18 protein-coding genes are annotated in these 17,960 nt (G+C 65.6%); 14 read left to right on the top strand and 4 right to left on the bottom strand.

What is annotated here, in order from left to right:
• Positions 1-44: 44 nt before the first annotated feature.
• Together GGD62_RS02150 and GGD62_RS02145 are read right to left on the bottom strand one after the other, a co-directional pair.
• Complete coding sequence (locus tag GGD62_RS02150) at positions 45-602, bottom strand: biotin transporter BioY (protein ID WP_092262049.1); 558 nt, start codon at positions 600-602, stop codon at positions 45-47.
• 89 nt (positions 603-691) lie between these two features.
• The gene (locus tag GGD62_RS02145; protein WP_183706934.1) at positions 692-1,879 is read right to left on the bottom strand and encodes a pyridoxal phosphate-dependent aminotransferase; all 1,188 of its coding nucleotides are present in this window, start codon (positions 1,877-1,879) and stop codon (positions 692-694) included.
• Positions 1,880-2,056: 177 nt separating this feature from the next.
• On the opposite strand from GGD62_RS02145, the gene GGD62_RS02140 reads away from it, so the two are divergent.
• The 10 genes from GGD62_RS02140 to aat all read left to right on the top strand — a co-directional run bounded on the left by GGD62_RS02140 (position 2,057) and on the right by aat (position 11,925).
• Positions 2,057-3,457: a M48 family metalloprotease gene (locus GGD62_RS02140; protein WP_179730595.1), complete on the top strand. Its 1,401-nt coding sequence runs from the start codon at positions 2,057-2,059 to the stop codon at positions 3,455-3,457.
• Between the two features lie 88 nt (positions 3,458-3,545).
• Positions 3,546-4,313 (top strand): DsbA family protein, encoded by a 768-nt coding sequence (locus GGD62_RS02135; RefSeq protein ID WP_183706933.1) that lies wholly within the window; start codon positions 3,546-3,548, stop codon positions 4,311-4,313.
• Positions 4,314-4,521: 208 nt separating this feature from the next.
• A complete protein-coding gene (locus GGD62_RS02130; protein ID WP_018323005.1) occupies positions 4,522-5,322 on the top strand; it encodes a DUF1236 domain-containing protein in 801 nt (266 codons plus the stop codon).
• A 258-nt stretch (positions 5,323-5,580) separates the two neighbouring features.
• On the top strand, positions 5,581-6,048 hold the full coding sequence (aroQ, locus tag GGD62_RS02125; protein ID WP_092262044.1) for a type II 3-dehydroquinate dehydratase: 468 nt from the start codon (positions 5,581-5,583) through the stop codon (positions 6,046-6,048).
• A 37-nt stretch (positions 6,049-6,085) separates the two neighbouring features.
• Entirely contained in the window at positions 6,086-6,574 is a 489-nt protein-coding gene (gene accB, locus GGD62_RS02120; protein ID WP_018323003.1) for an acetyl-CoA carboxylase biotin carboxyl carrier protein, read from the top strand.
• An 81-nt stretch (positions 6,575-6,655) separates the two neighbouring features.
• Positions 6,656-8,014 (top strand): acetyl-CoA carboxylase biotin carboxylase subunit, encoded by a 1,359-nt coding sequence (gene accC, locus GGD62_RS02115; RefSeq protein ID WP_018323002.1) that lies wholly within the window; start codon positions 6,656-6,658, stop codon positions 8,012-8,014.
• 106 nt (positions 8,015-8,120) lie between these two features.
• Positions 8,121-9,638, top strand: a complete 1,518-nt coding sequence (locus tag GGD62_RS02110) for a CHASE3 domain-containing protein (protein WP_183706932.1) — start codon at positions 8,121-8,123, stop codon at positions 9,636-9,638.
• Positions 9,639-9,643: 5 nt separating this feature from the next.
• A complete protein-coding gene (locus tag GGD62_RS02105) occupies positions 9,644-10,084 on the top strand; it encodes a response regulator (protein ID WP_018323001.1) in 441 nt (146 codons plus the stop codon).
• The gene (locus GGD62_RS02100; RefSeq protein ID WP_183706931.1) at positions 10,081-11,184 is read left to right on the top strand and encodes a sensor histidine kinase; all 1,104 of its coding nucleotides are present in this window, start codon (positions 10,081-10,083) and stop codon (positions 11,182-11,184) included. The genes GGD62_RS02105 and GGD62_RS02100 overlap by 4 nt, the downstream gene beginning before the upstream one ends.
• A gap of 60 nt (positions 11,185-11,244) precedes the next feature.
• Complete coding sequence (gene aat / locus GGD62_RS02095) at positions 11,245-11,925, top strand: leucyl/phenylalanyl-tRNA--protein transferase (protein WP_092262040.1); 681 nt, start codon at positions 11,245-11,247, stop codon at positions 11,923-11,925.
• 11 nt (positions 11,926-11,936) lie between these two features.
• Here aat and GGD62_RS02090 read toward each other — a convergent pair whose 3' ends face one another.
• Complete coding sequence (locus GGD62_RS02090) at positions 11,937-12,965, bottom strand: DUF2155 domain-containing protein (RefSeq protein WP_183256808.1); 1,029 nt, start codon at positions 12,963-12,965, stop codon at positions 11,937-11,939.
• Positions 12,966-13,173: 208 nt separating this feature from the next.
• Between GGD62_RS02090 and GGD62_RS02085 the strand changes: the two genes are divergently transcribed.
• Together GGD62_RS02085 and GGD62_RS02080 are read left to right on the top strand one after the other, a co-directional pair.
• Entirely contained in the window at positions 13,174-14,121 is a 948-nt protein-coding gene (locus GGD62_RS02085; protein ID WP_183706930.1) for an alpha/beta hydrolase, read from the top strand.
• Between the two features lie 32 nt (positions 14,122-14,153).
• The gene (locus tag GGD62_RS02080) at positions 14,154-15,158 is read left to right on the top strand and encodes a Na+-dependent transporter (protein WP_183706929.1); all 1,005 of its coding nucleotides are present in this window, start codon (positions 14,154-14,156) and stop codon (positions 15,156-15,158) included.
• Here GGD62_RS02080 and GGD62_RS02075 read toward each other — a convergent pair.
• Entirely contained in the window at positions 15,155-16,093 is a 939-nt protein-coding gene (locus tag GGD62_RS02075; RefSeq protein WP_183706928.1) for a GlxA family transcriptional regulator, read from the bottom strand. The two genes, GGD62_RS02080 and GGD62_RS02075, sit on opposite strands and share 4 nt — an antisense overlap.
• Before the next feature lie 95 nt (positions 16,094-16,188).
• On the opposite strand from GGD62_RS02075, the gene GGD62_RS02070 reads away from it, so the two are divergent.
• Entirely contained in the window at positions 16,189-16,875 is a 687-nt protein-coding gene (locus GGD62_RS02070) for a DJ-1/PfpI family protein (RefSeq protein ID WP_092262074.1), read from the top strand.
• Between the two features lie 82 nt (positions 16,876-16,957).
• Positions 16,958-17,677, top strand: a complete 720-nt coding sequence (locus tag GGD62_RS02065) for a DUF899 family protein (protein WP_183234144.1) — start codon at positions 16,958-16,960, stop codon at positions 17,675-17,677.
• The last annotated feature ends 283 nt before the right edge of the window (positions 17,678-17,960 follow it).

The raw sequence follows: 17,960 nt of genomic DNA, 5'->3' as shown, positions 1-17,960 counted from the left end.
CTTGGCCGGCCCTGTCAATTGGAACCGCGAACTCTTTGCGCGCTTTACCGGCGACGCTCGATCAGCCTGCGCGCCGCCGGCATCAACGTCGCGCCAAGCGCATTCTTGACCAGCGAAGCTGCAATGAACGGCACGATGCCGACCTGCCAGGCTTTTCCAACGCCCAGCCCGAGGCCGAACGCCAGCCAGCCGAACCCGGCGGCCAGAATGACGATATGGCCAACCGCCATCGCTGCAAACAGCAGCGCCACGCTGCGATCCCAGCCGCGCTCGGCGAGCCAGCCGGTCACGAAAGCGGCAGCGACGAAGCCGAACAGATAGCCCGCGGTCGGGCCAACCAGCGGTGCAATCCCACCCACCGGTCCGGCGAATACCGGCACGCCAAGCGCGCCCTCGGCGAGGTAGGCGATCATGGTTGCGCTGCCAAGGCGCCAGCCATAGGCCGCGCCGATCATCAGCACGACCAGCGTCTGTAATGTCATCGGGACATAGGGCAGCGGCAGGCTGACCTTGGCTGATAGCGCCATCAAAGCGGTGCCGAGCGCAACCAGCACGACGGCACGCATCGCGCCGACGGTTTCGCCCGGCCGGGTCGGCCACATCAATGCGGCGAGAGAAGAATGTGGCGCAGCAGCGGTCGAGACAGATCGGGCAGACAAGTTGAACTCCGGTGGTGGTCGAAAACTGGCGGCTATTTAAGCCAGTGAGCGATCCGGTCAACTGCCTCGCGCATCTCCCCGGGCGAGCGTGCATAAGAAAAGCGAATGAACGATCGGCCGTGAACGGGATCGAAATCGACGCCGGGCGTGGCCGCAACGCGTGCCTGTTCCAGCATCTGCTTGGCGAACTCGAAACTGTCGGAGGTGAAGTCCGAGACGTCGGCATACAGATAAAATGCACCATCGGCCGGCAAGAACTTGCTCAGGCCGGCTTTCGGCAATCCCTCGATCAGAATTCGCCGGTTTTCCTGATAGCCGTGCTTGATCGTTTCCATCTCGGCTGCGCCGTCGAAGGCGGCTTCTGCCGCGATCTGTGACAGCGACGGCACCGAGATCGATAGGTTCTGCTGCAGCCGCTCGATCGGCCGCACCAGAATTTCGGGCACGACCATCCAGCCAACACGCCAGCCGGTCATGCAAAAATATTTCGAGAACGAGTTGATCACGAGTGCGTGCTTGGAGAGCGCGGCCGCGGTGACCGCCGGAAACGCATAATCGAGCCCGTGATAAATCTCGTCCGAGATGAAGCGGATGCCTGCGTCTTCGGCCGCCGCCATCAAGCCGGCGAGCGCTTCGCGGGACATCATCGTCCCCGTCGGATTGGCGGGGCTTCCGACCAGCACGCCCTTCAACGGCGCCTTGCGATGCGCCGCGAGCAACGCCTCGCCGGTGAGCGCATGGCGCGTCTCGTTTGTGGTCTCGATCAGCACCGGCTCGCAACCGAGCGCGGTGAGGATATGGCGATAAGGCGGATAGCCCGGCACCGTCACCGCGACGCGGTCGCCCGGCTCGAACATCGACAGGAAGGCCAGGATGAACCCGCCGGAGGAGCCGGTGGTCACGACGATCCTGTCAGGGCTGACGTCGCAGCCATAGGCATCGCGATAATGGCGCGCGATGCGCTCGCGCAGACCGGGAATACCGAGTGCGGAGGTATAATCGATCCGCCCGGCCTCGAGCGCCGCGTGGGCGGCCGCAATCGCGGTGCTGGGCGCCCTGGCCGCGGGCTGGCCGACCTCCATGTGGATGACATGGCCGCCGGCGGCCTCGATTCGGGCTGCCGCGGCCATGACGTCCATCACCATGAACGGGGGAACATCACTGCGGCGGGAGGGCTCGAGCCACTGCCCCAACCGGTTCCTCAATGTCGCATCGTGCATCGATTTCTGCTATTTCGCTGGCGGGCCGGTGCGTCCGGTCCGGGAAACGGGGCGCTTGCGCCCCAGACTGGCCGCATTGTGCGGCTCATAAGGGGTAAGGCTCATAAGGGCATATCGCGTATCCGGTCCGCCGCCAATCGCCAAAACCAATCACGAAACTGCTCTCCAGACCGTTTGATGTTGCTTCAGATCGCATTGCGCAAGAAGGCCACCGCCCTCACCGCCCTCGTCACGGCTGCGGCGATCGCGCTGCTGCCGCTCCCGGCGGCGCGGGCGCAGCAAAAGGGGCCGCCTGTCCTGCGCGACACCGAGACCGAGCAGCTGCTGCGCGAATATACGCGCCCGATCCTGCGCGCCGCCGGTCTGGAGAAGCAGAACATCCAGATGGTGATCCTGAACGACAGCTCGTTCAACGCGTTCGTCGCCGACGGCCGCCGCATCTTCGTCAATTACGGCGCGATCCTTCAATCGGAAACGCCGAACCAGATCATCGGCGTGCTCGCGCACGAGACCGGGCATCTGGCCGGCGGCCATCTGTCCAAGCTGCGCGAGCAGCTCGCCGCCGCCCAGACCCAGATGATCATTGCGATGCTGCTCGGCGCCGGCGCGATCGCCGCAGGCAGCACCCAGCGCAGCAGCGCAGGCAACAACGGGCTCGCCAATGCAGGCGCGGCCGCGATCTCCGCTCCGCAGGAGGTGATCCGCCGGACGCTGCTGTCCTACCAGCGCCAGCAGGAGGAGAACGCCGACCGCGCCGGCGTGAAATTCCTGACCGCGACCCAGCAATCGCCGAAAGGCATGTACGAGACCTTCAAGCGCTTCACCAGTGAGAGCCTGTTCGCCGCGCGCGGCGCCGATCCCTATCTCCAGTCGCATCCAATGCCGGCCGAGCGCGTCGCCGCGCTTCAGGAATTCGCCAGCTCCAGCCCCTACTGGAACAAGAAGGACGATCCCGCGCTCCAGCTCCGCCACGACATGGTGCGCGCCAAGATCTCCGCGTTCATGGAGCGGCCCGAGACGGTGTACCGACGCTATCCCCAGACCAACGACAGCATGCCGGCGCGCTATGCCCGCGCCATCAGCACCTATCTGCACGGCGATCTGCGCAGCGCGCTGGCCCAGATCGACGCGCTGATCCAGGTGCAGCCCAACAACCCGTACTTTTACGAGGTGCGCGGCCAGGCCCTGTTGGAGAGCGGCAAGCCGGCCGATGCGGTCGCTCCGCTGCGCAAGGCCGCGCAGCTTTCCAACAACGCGCCCCTCATCGAGATGTTACTTGGGCAAGCTCTGGTTGGAACCGATAATAAGGCCTACACCGACGACGCCGTTCGGATTCTCCGCGCCGCGGTGGCGCGAGAACCGGAAGCGGTGCTCGGCTATACCCAGCTCGCGATGGCCTATGGCCGGAAGGGCGACTATGCCGAAGCGGATCTCGCCTCGGCGCAAGCCGCTTACCTACGCGGCGACAACAAGACCGCCCGCGAGCTCGCCACGCGCGCGAAAACCCGTTTCGCCGTCGGCACGCCCGGATGGGTCAAGGCCGACGACATCGTGGCGGCGAAGCCGCCGCGCAACTGAACGACGCCCGATACCACGACGTCACGACACCGAGCTTAAGTCCGCCGGGACGTATTCCGAAACCTGCTTTGGATAAGAGGATTTACCTATGCCTTCGCTGCGCCTGCTTGCTCCCGCGTTGTTTGCGCTCGCCCTGTTCGGCGCAGCCGTGCCCGCGTCGGCCGACAGTTTCTCCGACACCCAGCGCACCGACATCGAGAAGATCATCAAGAACTATCTCATCAGCCATCCCGAGGTGCTCGAGGAGGCGATGGCCGAGCTCAGCAAGCGGCAGGCCGCGGCCGAGACGCAGAAGCACGAGGCCAGCATCGCGCAGAATGCGGACGCGATCTTCAACTCGCCGCGCCAGGTCGTGCTCGGCAACAAGGACGGCGACGTCACCTTCGTCGAGTTCTTCGATTACAATTGCGGCTACTGCAAGCGCGCGATGGACGACATGCTCACCATCATGAAGGCCGATCCGAAGCTGAAGGTGGTGCTGAAGGAATTTCCGGTGCTGAGCCAGGGCTCGGTGGAGGCTGCGCAGGTCGCGGTCGCCGTGCGCATGCAGGACCCCTCCGGCAAGAAATATCTCGACTTCCACCAGAAGCTGCTCGGCGGCCGCGGCGCGGCCGACAAGGCGCGCGCGCTTCAAGCCGCCAAGGATGCCGGCCTCGACACCGCAAAGATCGAGAAGGACATCGCCAGCCCCGAGGTGCGCGCCACCATCGAGGAGAACTTCAAGCTCGCCGAAGCGATGGGCATGAACGGCACGCCGAGCTATGTCATCGGCAAGCAGATCGTGATCGGCGCGGTCGGCGTCGAAAGCCTCAAGGAAAAGATCGGCATTGCCCGCTGCGGCAAGGCAACCTGCTGATCATACGTTTTACGATCCTGAAAACCCGAAAAGGCCGGCTGACAAGCCGGCCTTTTTCTTGCGCCGAACGTTGGCGTCTTCGTGCAAAATCATTCATCTGGCATTCAACAAACAAATGCCGCGGAACAGGCGAAGTTCCGGAACAACTCAAATCTCCTTTCGTTGTCGGCGCGGGCAATGACGCAAAGAAACACGTGAGGAGAATTCGATGTTGAACCGCTTTATGATTTCGGTTGCCACGCTCGCGCTCGTCGCCGGCGCCGGTCTGGCGAACGCACAGAACACCATGGGCCGTGACAGCGGCGGCGGCGCCGGTGGCGCGCAGATGCAGCATTCGCAGCCTTCCGGCGGCGCCGCGGAGCGCGGCGCGACCGGCCGCGATTCCATGAGCCATGACAAGGGCACCGTCGGCCAGGCCGGTGGCGCTGGCACCATGAAGTCCGATCGGGCTTCCGAAGACAAATCCGGCGCGATGAAGGACGAGCGCTCCCCGGGCGGCGCGATGAACAAGAACGCGGCCGAGGACAAGGCCGGCGCCACCAAGGGCCAGCGCACCGACGAACGTGCGCAGGACAAGTCCCAGCAGGACAAGTCGAAGAGCATGAGCTCGGACTCGACGACAAAGTCGGACCCCGCCAAGTCTGCCAAGGACATGAAGGCTGAGGACAACAAGGCGGGCGGCGCTGCCAAGACCAACAATGCGGCTACGACCGACAAGTCCCAGACCACGACCGGCACCGCCTCCGCGACGGCTTCCGCGCCGCCGGCCGAAAAGCGGTCTGAAATCTCGACGGCGATCAAGTCGACCAAGATCGAAGAGACGACGAACGTCAACTTCAACATCTCGGTCGGCACCGCGATCCCGGCCTCCGTCAGAGTCCATCCGCTTCCGCCCCGGATCGTGGAGATCTACCCGGAGTGGCGTGGCTATGAGGTGATCTTCGTCCGCGGTCAGTACGTGATCGTCCGTCCGCAGACGCGCGAGATCGTCTACATCATCGAAGGCTAAGCTGCTTCGCTGATACCCAAATGGGCCCTTGCCGAGAGATCGGCAGGGGCCTTTGGCCTATGCGTCGCCCTCCCCTGCGAGCCTCCCTCCGGCAGCCACGATTAGAACTGGTTAACAAGCGATTTCCGTAGCTTCCGCACAGGTTTTTGCACCGGGGATGAGGTACTTGAAGGCCCCTGGGAGGCCCTTCAAGGCTTCCCCTAGGCCGCTTTGTTACCTATAACCCCGCCACGCCGAGCACCTCTTCCCGGGATTGGAATGGCAGAACCTGCAACCGATACGATCCTCGTCCTGAACGGGCCGAACCTCAACATGTTGGGAACGCGCGAGCCCGAGAAGTATGGCCACGCCACGCTGGCCGACGTCGAGGCACTGTGCCGGGAGACCGCGGCAACGTTCGGCCTCAAGGCCGATTGCCGGCAGTCCAACCGCGAGGGCGAGTTGATCGACTTCATCCACGAGGCGCATGCGCGCAAGATGAAGGGCATCATCGTCAATGCCGGCGGCTATTCGCACACCTCGATCGCGCTGCACGACGCGCTGCTCGCGGTGCAGATCCCGACGGTCGAAGTGCATGTGACCAACATCCACGCCCGCGAGAGCTTTCGTCACCACTCCTACACCGCACGCGCCGCTTTCGCCTCGCTCTGCGGTTTCGGCATCGAGGGCTACCGCCTCGCCATCCAGGGCCTTGCCGCCAAGCTTGCCATCAAGCCCAAAGCCTGAAGCCCCCTCATCAAACAGAACATTCGGATCAAACAACATGGCGCGCCAGCCAGACGACAAAGCAGCCGCAAAGTTTTCCAGCGAGGATTCCGCGCTCGTCCGCGAGCTCGCTTTGCTGCTCGATGAGACCAGTCTCACCGAGATCGAGATCGAACGTGCGGGCCTGCGCCTGCGCGTTGCCCGCAACGTCAGCGTTGCTGCGACCATGCCGATGCAGATGGCAGCCGCTCCCGCCGCCCTGCCGGTCGCCTCCGCCGCGCCTGTCGCCGCCGGACCCGACCTGTCGAAGCATCCTGGCGCGGTCAGCTCGCCGATGGTCGGCACCGCCTATTGGGCACCGGAGCCCGGCGCCAAGCCGTTCATCGAGGTCGGCAGCAAGGTCTCGGTTGGACAGACCCTGCTGATCATCGAAGCCATGAAGACCATGAACCAGATCCCCTCGCCGCGCGCCGGCACGGTGACGCAGATCCTGGTCGAGGACGGCCAGCCGGTCGAGTACGGCGAGCCGCTGGTGATTATTGAGTAAGCGAATGGGGAATAGCGAATAGCGAATGGTCCACCCCTTCCCTACTCGCCATTCGCCACTCGCCATTCGCGACAGGACACCATGTTCGACAAGATCCTCATAGCCAATCGCGGCGAGATCGCCCTTCGCATCCTCAGGGCCTGCAAGGAGCTCGGCATCGCGACTGTCGCCGTGCACTCCACCGCCGACGCCGATGCCATGCATGTGCGCCTGTCGGACGAGAGCGTCTGCATCGGACCGCCGGCATCCAAGGACAGCTACCTCAACGTGCCCGCGCTGCTCGCGGCCTGCGAGATCACCGGCGCCGATGCCGTGCATCCCGGTTACGGCTTCTTGTCCGAGAATGCCCGCTTTGCGGAGATCCTCGCCGAGCACAATCTGCATTTCATCGGCCCCAAGGCCGAGCACATCCGCCTGATGGGCGACAAGATCGAGGCGAAGAAGACCGCCAAGCGGCTCGGCATCCCCGTGGTGCCCGGCTCCGACGGCGCGGTCGGTCCCGATGACGACGCGCTGGCGATCGCCAGGAAGATCGGCTTTCCGGTGCTGGTGAAGGCGGCGGCCGGCGGCGGCGGCCGCGGCATGAAGGTGGCGCACAGCGAGGCCGACCTGCAGGTGGCGCTGTCGACGGCGGCCAACGAGGCCAAATCGGCCTTCGGCGATGCCTCGGTCTATCTGGAAAAATACCTCCAGAAGCCGCGTCACATCGAGATTCAGATTCTCGGCGACGGCCGCGGCGGCGCGATCCATCTCGGCGAACGCGACTGTTCGCTGCAACGCCGCCACCAGAAGGTCTGGGAAGAGGGCCCCTCGCCTGTCCTTGCCGCGGCCGCGCGCGCCAAGATCGGCGAGACCTGTGCGAAAGCCATGCGCGAGATGAAATATCTCGGCGTCGGCACCATCGAGTTCCTGTTCGAGGACGGCGAGTTCTACTTCATCGAGATGAACACCCGCATCCAGGTCGAGCATCCCGTCACCGAGAGCATCACCGACATCGACCTCGTGCTGGAGCAGATCCGCATCGCCGCCGGCGGCGATTTGCCGGCCAGGCAGGAAGAGGTCCAGGTCATCGGCCATGCGATCGAGTGCCGCATCAACGCCGAGAATCCCCAGACCTTCCGTCCCTCGCCCGGCCGCATCCTGCAATACCATCCGCCCGGCGGACTCGGGGTCCGGATCGATTCCGCGGTCTACCAGGGCTACACGATCCCGCCCTATTACGATTCCCTGGTCGGCAAGCTGATCGTGCACGGCAAGACACGCGCCGAATGCCTGATGCGGCTGCGCCGGGCGCTGGACGAGATGGTCGTGGAAGGCATCGAGACCACGCTGCCGCTGTTCCGCGCGCTGGTGCGTGAAGACGACATCATCAACGGCGATTATCACATCCACTGGCTGGAACAGTATCTGGCCGGCAAGACGGAACCCGCTCCGCGATAAATCCACTTTCGTCGTGGAACCCTTTGGCCCCCATCGCGTTCTCGACGCGGGGACAGTTCCAAGGGGGCGTTTTGACTTCCGCTGAACGTGACAGAGCGAGGCCGTCGTGACGGCCGAGGCCCATCGACGGCGCGCATTTTGGCAGATCCTGCTGATTTCGGCGGGTCTTCTGATTCTGACCGTGATCAGCGCCGGCTCGGTCTATCTCGTCAACAAGGCGAGGGAAGACAGCACATGGGTGCTTCACACGATCGAGGCGGAGAGCCAGATCAACGCCCTACTGCTTGAAATCCGCCGCGCCGAGAGCAGCGCCCGCGGCTTTCTGCTGACGCAGGGACCGGATTTCCAGTCGGACCACGAGAAGGCCGTCGCAGCGATCATTCCGGCGCTCGACAAGCTCACGCGCCAGATCGGCGACAATCCGGCGCAACGCGACAGCATCGAAAAACTGAGCGCGGCGATCGAGACCCGACTCGACCAGTTCTCGCGCGAAATGAAGTTCGTGAAGGACGGCCAACCGGACCGGGCCACGGCGCTGATCCGCGAGGCCGCGGCCGGCAACACCACAACCACCATCAGCAATTTGGCCAACGCGATGATCCGCGAGGAGGAGCGGCTGTTCCGGGTCCGAACGGCCAACTCCGACCGGAGCCAGACCCTGGCTGCATCGATGACCGGCATCGGCTCCGGCCTCGTCGTGCTGCTGGCCCTGATCTCGACCTGGCTGGTGCGGCGCTCGGCCCGCGCTCGTGACGAGGCCGAAGCGCGCCTGCGCGATGCCAACGTCAATCTGGAGTCCGTCGTCGACGAGCGCACTGCGGATCTGCGCGAAGCCAACGCAGAGATCCAGCGCTTTGCCTATATCGTCAGCCACGATCTGCGCTCGCCGCTCGTCAACATCATGGGCTTCACCAGCGAGCTCGAAGAGCTCAGCGGCGATGTCTTCCGCCGCATCGGCAGCCTCACCCAAGTCCCCGCCGGCGGGCCGCCGCTGGCGCCAGGCGCGCCCGGCGAGATCGTGCTCGAAGGCGCCGACAAGCAGCTCTCGGAGGATTTTTCCGAGGCGCTCGGCTTCATCAAGACGTCGATCGCCAAGATGGACCGGCTGATCTCGGCCATCCTCAACCTCACCCGCGAGGGCCGACGCGAATTCCAGCCGGTGAAGATCGACACCAGCGAGCTGATCGAGGCCATCGTGTCGACACTGGCGCACCAGGCGGCCGAGGCGCAGGCCGAGATCCACCTCGAGCCGCTGCCTGACATCGTCAGCGACCGGCTCGCACTCGAGCAGATCTTCTCCAATCTGATCGACAATGCGATCAAGTACCTGAAGCGCGGGGTGCCCGGCGAAATTAGAATCCGCGGGCGCACCAAGCTCGGCTACGCTATCTTCGAGATCAGCGACAATGGCCGCGGCATCGATCCGAAGGACCATCAGCGGATATTTGACCTGTTCCGCCGTGCGGGAACCCAGGACAAGCCCGGCCAGGGCATTGGTCTTGCGCATGTGCGTGCACTTGTGCGTCGCCTCGGCGGCACCATGTCGGTATCGTCGGAACTGGACGCGGGCAGCACCTTCACGATCACGCTGCCGATCGCCTGGAATGTGAGCAACCGGAACTGAGATCGATGACCCAGCCTGTCACCATCATCATGATCGAGGACGATGAGGGCCACGCCCGCCTGATCGAGCGCAACATCCGCCGCTCGGGAGTCAACAACGAGATCGTCTCGTTCCCCAACGGCACGGACGCAATGCAGCATTTGTTCGGCGCCGACGGCTCAGGGCTCGTGCAGAAGGGCAATGCGCTGCTGATCCTGCTCGACCTCAACCTGCCCGACATGACCGGGATCGACATCCTGAGGCAGATCAAGGAAAACAAATATCTGAAGGCTTCGCCCGTGGTGGTGCTGACCACCACCGACGATTCCCAGGAAATCAAGCGTTGCTACGAGCTCGGCTGCAACGTCTACATCACCAAGCCCGTCAACTACGAGAATTTCGCCAATGCCATCCGGCAGCTCGGCCTGTTCTTCTCGGTCATCCAGGTCCCTCCCGCCGCCCCATGAACCAGCGCACGCCAACACTGCTCTACATCGACGACGACAGTGCGCTGGCGCGCCTGGTCGATCGCGGCCTGACGCGGCGCGGCTACAGGGTCGTCCATGCCGCGAGCGGCGAGGAAGGCCTGGAGCGCATCCGCCGCGCTGCGGCCGAGGGCGGCATCGACGTGGTGGCGCTCGACCAGTACATGCCCGGCCTCGACGGGCTGGAGACGCTGGAGCAAATCATGGCGATCCCGGGTGCGCCGCCCGTGGTGTTCGTCACGGCCTCGCAGGATTCCAGCATCGCGGTGACCGCGCTGAAGGCCGGCGCGGCCGACTATCTCGTCAAGGACGTCACGGGCGATTTCATCCCCCTGCTCCACGTCGCAATCGAGGGCGCGCTGCGCCAGGCCGAACTGCAGAAGGCGCGCGAGGAAGCCGAGGCCGAGATTCATGCCTCGCGCGACCGCTACGCCGCCCTTGCCGCCGAACGCGAGCTGCTGCTGCGCGAGGTCAACCATCGCGTCGGCAACTCGCTCCAGATCATCGCCTCGCTGCTGCACCTTCAGGCAAGCTCCGCCGCGCAGGACGAGGTCAAGGCGGCACTGACCAACGCGATGGGCCGCGTCGCCGCGGTCGCGCAAGTGCACCGCCGCCTCTACACCTCGCAGGATCTGAAGAGCGTGGTCCTGAACCAGTATCTGGACTCGCTGCTCGAGGATCTCCGCCGCTCGGCCGAAGGCAACCGGATGTCGCGCCTGACGCTGAAGGCCGAGCCGATCGAGATCGATCCCGACCGCGCGGTCGCCGTCGGCATCATCGTCAACGAGCTGGTGATGAACGCGGTGAAATACGCCTATCCCGACGGCGCCGGCCCGATCCATGTCGAGCTGCACGCGCAGGGCGAGGATGTCCTGCTGTCGATCACCGACAACGGCGTCGGCGACAACGTCAAGGCCGATCCGCGCTCAACCGGCATGGGCCAGCGCATCGTCGCGGCCATGGCCTCGAAGCTCGACGCCACGGTCGAGCGCGATCCCGCCCATTCCGGAACCCGGATCGTGCTGAAATTCGCGCGCATGCCGGCAGCCTCCGGCAGGACCAGCACCGCCGCCGCGAGCTGATCTCGCTGCCCTGCTCACCCCCATCGCAACCGCGTCGCGATCCTGCTATGGTTGCGAACCATGACTTCGCGCGACTCCGCCCCGTCTGAAATCACACCGGCCGTGCTGCTGCGCGCCTATGCCTGCGGCATCTTTCCGATGGCCGAAAGCGCCGAAGACCCGACCCTGTTCTGGGTCGAGCCGGAGCTGCGCGGCGTCATCCCCCTCGACGGATTTCGCGTCGCCTCGCGGCTCGCGCGCACCGTGCGCTCGGATGTGTTTCGCGTAACCGTCAACACCGCGTTCAAGGCGACGATCGCCGGCTGCGCCGCGCCGCAGGCCGGACGCGAGGACACCTGGATCAACAAGCGCATCCGTGACCTCTATGGCGGCCTATTCGAGCTCGGCCATTGCCACAGCGTCGAGGCCTGGCAGGGCGAGGACCTCGTCGGCGGGCTGTACGGCGTCAGCCTCGGACGGGCCTTCTTCGGCGAGAGCATGTTCCACACCGCGCGCGATGCCTCGAAGGTCGCTCTGGTGCATCTGGTCGCGCGGCTCATCCATGGCGGCTTCGAGCTGCTCGACACCCAATATGTCACCGAACATCTGAAGAGCTTTGGTGCGGCCGAGATCTCGCGGCGGCGCTACACCGCGCTGCTCGACAAGGCGCTCGCGGGCGAGCCGGGCGATTTCCTGAAGCTCTCGGCGGGTGAGGTGATCCCAGGCGCACGCGCGCTCGAGATCATCGCCGCGCGGCAATAATCTAGCCAGGCCTAGCGGCCAAACCCCGGGATACCGAACAGACCTGGTCGCTGCTCCGGCGGCGGAGGCGGCGGCGGTGCCGATTGCTGCTGCTGGATCGGCGGCAGAGGCTGCGGCGGACGCTGCTGCACCTGCTTCGGCGCGGCCTTCTTCTGCGCGGGCGGCGGCGGCGGTGCAGGCTTGGTCGCGGGATCCGGCGCTGCGGTCGCAATGGTCTGCTGCGGCTCTTTGCAGTCGGTGAGCCAGATGTCGTAGATCGGATGCTCGACGCCGTGCAGGCCCGGGCTTGCCGCGTACATCCAGCCCGAGAAGATCCGCTTCACCTCGCCCTGCAAGGTGATCTCGTCGACCTCGACGAAGGCGTCGGTGTTGGTGGCCTCGGTCGCCGGTCGCGTGTAGCAGGCGTCGGTCTTGACCCTGAGCGCGCCGAACTGGACGGTCTCGCCGATCTCCTCGTCGAAATTGATGATGCGCCCGGTGATCTTGTCGAGCCCCGAGAAGGTCGCCTTCTTGTTCACGATCTTCTGGGCCGGCGGCTCGGTGACGACCTCGTCGCCCGGCTGCAGGCTTGCCGGGGTCTGCGGCACGGCGCCGCCCGGCCCGCCCTTCTGCTGCGGCTGGCGACCCGGCGCACCCGGCTGGCCCGGCGGCGCGACCGCCACAGGCGGCGGCTGGTTTGGCGGGGCGACGGTGGAGCCCGGCGGCGGCGCCAGCGGCTGGGTCTCGACCGGCCCCGGCATCACATTGCCCTGCCGGCCCGGCGGCGGAGGCATCGGGCGCGACGGCAGCACGCGGCCCTGCGGCGGCAACTCCGGCACCTCTTCGTCGTCATCGGGGATCTGCTGCGGCTGGGGCTGGCCGCGCGGAATGTTGCCGGGCGGCCGCAGCGGCGGCGGATCGGAAAAAATCGTGCCGATCTGCGCCTGAGCCGGCGTCGCAACCGTCAGTGCGGTGGCGGCCAAAAGCGCCGCAAGACCTGTCAGGGTAATGGTTCGAAACATCTCGCGCGGCTTCAACAGCGAATCGGGCTTGTTGGACATTCTACAGGGGATACCGCCGCTCGCAGGCCCTCCGGTTAACACGGGGAATACGGCGGGGGAAGGGCGGCATCCCTGCCCTGCCCGCCGCCCGCTGGCCAGGGCGGCTGACGGGTGGGATAGTCGGAAAGCCCCTCCTTGGGGCGCGCGGCGGGCATCGCCCCGAAAATCACATTCAACGATAACCGGAAACCCCGAGGTGCGCCGTTCCATGCCCGTTATGCTCGATCCCGATGCCGCCGCCGTCTATAGGGCGTTCCAGGAGGCCGGCCGCCCCGCCTACGAGACCCTGACCGCGCCGGAAGCGCGCGCCTATTATGCGCAGGCCCGCTTTGCCACCAACCCCAAGCCGCCGGAGCTCGCGCGGGCCACGCCGCTATCGATCCCGGCGCCGCACGGCGCGATCCCCGCGCGCCTCTACGTGCCGAAGGAGCCGCGCCGACACGACGGCCTGTCGCCGGCGCTGGTGTTCTTCCATGGCGGCGGCTGGGTGATCGGCGATCTCGACTCCCACGACGTCGTCTGCCGCCAGCTCGCGGTTGAGGGCGCGCTGATCGTGATCTCGGTCGACTACCGTCTCGCACCGGAGCACAAGTTTCCCGCGGCCATTGAGGACGCCATTGCCGCGACCCAATGGATCGCCGCAAACGCGCGCGAGCTCGGCATCGACGCCTCGCGCCTGTCGATCGGCGGCGACAGCGCCGGCGGCAACCTCACCGCGGTCGTCGCGCTCGCCGCGCGCGAGGCTGGCGGTCCCGCACTCGCAGGCCAGGTGTTGATCTACCCGGCGACCGATTTCGCCATGACGCACGGCTCTCACAGCGAGCCCGAGACCAGCGTGCTGCTGACGCATTCGGTGATCCGCTGGTTTCGCGACCACTACCTCAATGGCGCCGCCGACATCCATGACTGGCGCGCTTCACCGGCACGTGCGCAAAACCTGGCCGGCCTGCCGCCCGCCTATGTGCTGACCGCCGGCGCCGATCCGCTGCGCGACGAAGGCGACGAATATGCCGCGCGGCTCAAGCAGGCCGGCGTACCCGTCACGCACAAGCACTATCCCGGCCAATTCCATGGCTTCTTCACGATGGGCAAGTTGTTGCAGCAGGCCAATGTCGCCGTCGGCGAGATCGGCGCATGGTTGAAGGGATTGGGATGACAGTCCCATAGCCCGACGCATCAACGATACCGATGCCTGTCCTTCTCCAAACCATCATCACCTTCCCGCTGCGCGTCCTGACATGGCTCGGCAGCCAGGGCACGCGCGGAGTCGCGGCTGTCGTGTTCATCGCGGCTGCGGTGCCACCGCTCGGCGCGCTGCTGCGTCCCTATCTCACCGAGGCAATCCTCTGCCTGCTCTGCATCTCCTTCATGCGGGTCGATCTGGCCGCCCTTTACAGCCATCTGCGCCGACCGGCGCTGGTTGCAACCGCCACGGCCTGGACCACGATCGGCGTGCCGCTGATCGTCGGATTGATCGCCCACGCAACCGGCCTCACGGCTCGCGCCCCCGGGCTTTCGCTCGCGCTGATGCTCCAGAGCATGGCCTCGCCGATGATGGCCTCTCCGGCACTGGCCGCACTGATGGGTCTCGATGCCACGCTCGTGCTGATCACGCTGGTGACCTCGACCGCGCTGGTGCCCTTCACGGCCTCGCTATTCGCCGGCCTCTTTCTCGGCGACATGCTGAGCGTCACACCGCTGACGCTGGGCCTGAAACTGCTCGGCATCCTCGCAGCATCGCTGCTGGCCGCCACAGCGATCCGATGGATCTTCGGCGCGGAGGCGATCCAGCGTCACAAGACGCCGATCGACGGCCTCAACATCATCATCCTCTTCATCTTCGCTGCTGCGATCATGGGCGATGTCGTCAGCGACCTTCTCGCACAGCCGCTGTTCACCCTCGGCCTCGCAGCTCTCTCATTCGCGATCTATTTCACGCTGCTCGCGATCACCACGCTGCTATTCCGCCGCATCGGCACCGAGCGCGCGCTCGCACTCGGGCTGATGGTGTCACAGCGCAATCTCGGCTTGATGCTGGCGGCTACGGCCGGCGCATTGCCGCCTACCACCTGGCTCTATTTCGCGATGACGCAGTTTCCGATCCATCTCGCGCCCTACATGCTGATGCCGATCGCGCGGCGCCTGACGGCACGCGCGAACACCTCCAGCTCTGCTGCGACGAGCATCCCCTAACCCGCCCGCGCCGCGCGCCGCAGCGCCTGCGGCGGCTGGCCGAAAGCGCGGATGAAGGCGCGGCGCATTCTTTCGGGATCGCCAAACCCGGTCGCCTCGGCGACGAGCTCGATCGCTTCGCGCGAGGACTGCACGCGCTCGCGCGCGACTTCGAGCCGCAGCCGCTCGATCGCTTTCGACGGCGTCGCGCCGGTTTCGGCGGCGAACGCGCGGGCGAAATGCCGTGCGCTCATGCCGGCGCGATCGGCGAGGTCCTCCACCGTCAGCGGCGCGTCGAGATTTTCGCGCGCCCAGGACAACAGCGCGCCGAAGCGGCCGTTCGGTGTCTTCAGCTCCAGCAGCGAGGAGAACTGCGACTGGCCGCCGCTGCGGCGATGGTAGAGCACGAGCTGCCGCGCGGCCTGCTGCGCGATCTCCTCGCCATGGTCCTCGGTGACCATCGCGAGCGCCAGATCGATGCCCGCGGTGATGCCGGCTGACGTCCAGACATTGCCGTCGCGGGTGAAGATCTGGTCCGGCTCGAACTTCACCTTCGGATACCGCGCGACGAAATCGCGCGTCCGCCCCCAATGCGTGGTGGCGCGGAGGCCGTCGAGCAGTCCCGCCTCGGCAAGCACATAGGCGCCCGAGCAGACGCTTGCGACTCGCACGCCGCGCCGCGCCAGCCGCTGCACGAAGGCGCGCGTGACCTCGCAGCGCGCGGCATCCGCAACGCCCGCGCCGCCCGCGATCACCAGCGTCGTGATCGCATTCGCCGACTTGAAATCACGCGCCATCATCTCGACGCCCGACGAGCTGCGCACCAGTCCCGCGCCCGCGGCCAGCACGCGTAGCGCAAGCGTCTTGCCGGTGCAGCGCGCCGCGACCTCGAACACCGAGATCGGGCCGGCCGCATCGAGCAGCTGGAAATCCGGGAAGATCAGGATGCCGATCATAGGACATGTCCGAAATAGAGGGAATTACGCCATTTCAGACACAACCGCACCATGCCAATCTTCGCCCGTCAAGCTCATCTTTGGAGGATCTGCCGATGTCGTCACCGCTCCAGATTGGACTTTTGGTGTTCCCGCGCGTCACCCAGCTCGACTTCACCGGTCCCTTGCAGGTGTTCGCCATGGTGCCCGGCGCACAGCTGCATTTGATCTGGAAGCGGATCGAGCCGGTGCCGAGCGATTCCGTGCTGACGCTGACGCCGACCACGACATTCGCCGACTGCCCGCAACTGGACGTGATCTGCGTACCCGGCGGCCGCGGCACTGACGACCTGCTCAATGACGAGGAGGTGCTCGACTTCCTGCGCCGGCAGGCCGAGGGCGCAAAATACGTCACCTCCGTCTGCACGGGATCGCTGGCGCTCGGCGCTGCCGGTCTGCTCAAGGGCTACCGCGCCGCCACCCATTGGAGCGCGATGGAGATGCTGGCCCAATTTGGCGCCACGCCGACCAAGGCACGTGTCTGCATCGACCGCAACCGCATCACCGGCGGCGGCGTCACCGCAGGAATCGATTTCGCGCTGACGCTGGTGTCGATCCTCGTCAATCGCACCACCGCGGAAGCGATCCAGCTCCAGATGGAATATAACCCCGCCCCGCCGTTCAATTCGGGCTCGCCCGATACGGCGCCGGCCGAAGTGATGACCTTGCTCCGGGAGCGCGGCGCGCAAAACCATGCACGGCGGCTCGAGGCGGTGAAGCGCGCTGCGGACCGGGTGGTGTAGACGTTCCACTTTCGGCGACGGAACCGAGGTTTCGGGGAACGAGTTGAATGCGCACGAAACTCACAGCATCCGGAGCGCAATCATGGAGCATCTCCACTACCCCAATGAAAGCACTGAGTATCGTGCCGCGCGAAATGCATTGCTGGATGAGGAGATTGCCCTCCGGGCTCAGATTGAGGTCGTTTCTGCCAGGCGTCGCGCGCTGCCGCTCGGTGGCGAGGTGCCCCAGGATTACGTCTTCGAGCGCATCGGCAAAACGAGCATGCCGGAACAGGTCAGGATGTCGGAGCTGTTCGGCCCGCATGACACGCTGATCCTGTACAGCTTCATGTATGGGCCGGAGCGCGAGCTGCCGTGCCCCGGCTGCACCCATTTGCTTGACGGGCTCGACGGCGCCGCAAGGCATGTCGGCGAGCGTGCCGCGCTTCACATCGTTGCAAAATCGCCGATCGCGCGTCTCGCCGCTTGGGCCCACGAACGCGGTTGGGAGCATCTGTCGCTGCTGTCCACCGCTGGCAACTCCTTTGACGCGGATTACTTCGGCGACACCTCGAAGTTCTCCAAGGGTATGCGCGCGCAGCACCACGTTCCCGACGGGCAGAATTGGGACGAGACGATCTTCAACGTCTTCAAGAGAGCGAACGGCAAGATCAGGCACTTCTGGGGCTCGGAGATGAGTTTCGCGCCGCCCGCGCCGAAGCAGCATCATCGCGCCGGTGATCTGGTCGATCCGCTCTGGGGCCTGCTCGACATGACACCTGAAGGCCGCGGCGACTTCTTCCCGAAGGTGCGCTACGACTGAGGCGCACAAACCGGCCGACGAAGCGCCTCAAAGAAAAAGGCCGCTCGGTTTCCCAAGCGGCCTTTCCTGTCTTACGGCGGCTGCACATTCACATCGGGCGATTTCGGACCTTCCAGACCGGGGGCCTATCTCCCGATCGAGTCCTTGTCGGCGGCCGCTGCATTTCGGGACAGTCGCGAGCTGTTGCCCGAACCGAACGCGATGGTTTCCCATCTCCGTAAGATGGGATCATTGAGCCACATGGCTTGCGCGGCTGCAACGCCCACGCAGAAGGCATCCCCGC

This window comes from Bradyrhizobium sp. ERR14 (genome assembly GCF_014198235.1).
Classification (GTDB): Bacteria; Pseudomonadota; Alphaproteobacteria; order Rhizobiales; family Xanthobacteraceae; genus Bradyrhizobium.
This window is presented reverse-complemented; position numbering and strand designations above follow the sequence as displayed.

Bases quoted from the DNA above. Each gene is read 5' to 3' on its own strand.
- GGD62_RS02105 (WP_018323001.1), top strand. From the start codon at position 9,644: ATGACCCAGCCTGTCACCATCATCATGATCGAGGACGATGAGGGCCAC.
- GGD62_RS02080 (WP_183706929.1), top strand. From the start codon at position 14,154: ATGCCTGTCCTTCTCCAAACCATCATCACCTTCCCGCTGCGCGTCCTG.
- GGD62_RS02135 (WP_183706933.1), top strand. From the start codon at position 3,546: ATGCCTTCGCTGCGCCTGCTTGCTCCCGCGTTGTTTGCGCTCGCCCTG.
- GGD62_RS02090 (WP_183256808.1), bottom strand. From the start codon at position 12,965: ATGTCCAACAAGCCCGATTCGCTGTTGAAGCCGCGCGAGATGTTTCGA.
- GGD62_RS02150 (WP_092262049.1), bottom strand. From the start codon at position 602: ATGTGGCCGACCCGGCCGGGCGAAACCGTCGGCGCGATGCGTGCCGTC.
- GGD62_RS02145 (WP_183706934.1), bottom strand. From the start codon at position 1,879: ATGCACGATGCGACATTGAGGAACCGGTTGGGGCAGTGGCTCGAGCCC.
- GGD62_RS02100 (WP_183706931.1), top strand. From the start codon at position 10,081: ATGAACCAGCGCACGCCAACACTGCTCTACATCGACGACGACAGTGCG.
- aat (WP_092262040.1), top strand. From the start codon at position 11,245: ATGACTTCGCGCGACTCCGCCCCGTCTGAAATCACACCGGCCGTGCTG.
- accB (WP_018323003.1), top strand. From the start codon at position 6,086: ATGGCGCGCCAGCCAGACGACAAAGCAGCCGCAAAGTTTTCCAGCGAG.
- GGD62_RS02075 (WP_183706928.1), bottom strand. From the start codon at position 16,093: ATGATCGGCATCCTGATCTTCCCGGATTTCCAGCTGCTCGATGCGGCC.
- aroQ (WP_092262044.1), top strand. From the start codon at position 5,581: ATGGCAGAACCTGCAACCGATACGATCCTCGTCCTGAACGGGCCGAAC.
- GGD62_RS02130 (WP_018323005.1), top strand. From the start codon at position 4,522: ATGTTGAACCGCTTTATGATTTCGGTTGCCACGCTCGCGCTCGTCGCC.
- GGD62_RS02085 (WP_183706930.1), top strand. From the start codon at position 13,174: ATGCCCGTTATGCTCGATCCCGATGCCGCCGCCGTCTATAGGGCGTTC.
- GGD62_RS02140 (WP_179730595.1), top strand. From the start codon at position 2,057: ATGTTGCTTCAGATCGCATTGCGCAAGAAGGCCACCGCCCTCACCGCC.
- GGD62_RS02070 (WP_092262074.1), top strand. From the start codon at position 16,189: ATGTCGTCACCGCTCCAGATTGGACTTTTGGTGTTCCCGCGCGTCACC.
- accC (WP_018323002.1), top strand. From the start codon at position 6,656: ATGTTCGACAAGATCCTCATAGCCAATCGCGGCGAGATCGCCCTTCGC.
- GGD62_RS02065 (WP_183234144.1), top strand. From the start codon at position 16,958: ATGGAGCATCTCCACTACCCCAATGAAAGCACTGAGTATCGTGCCGCG.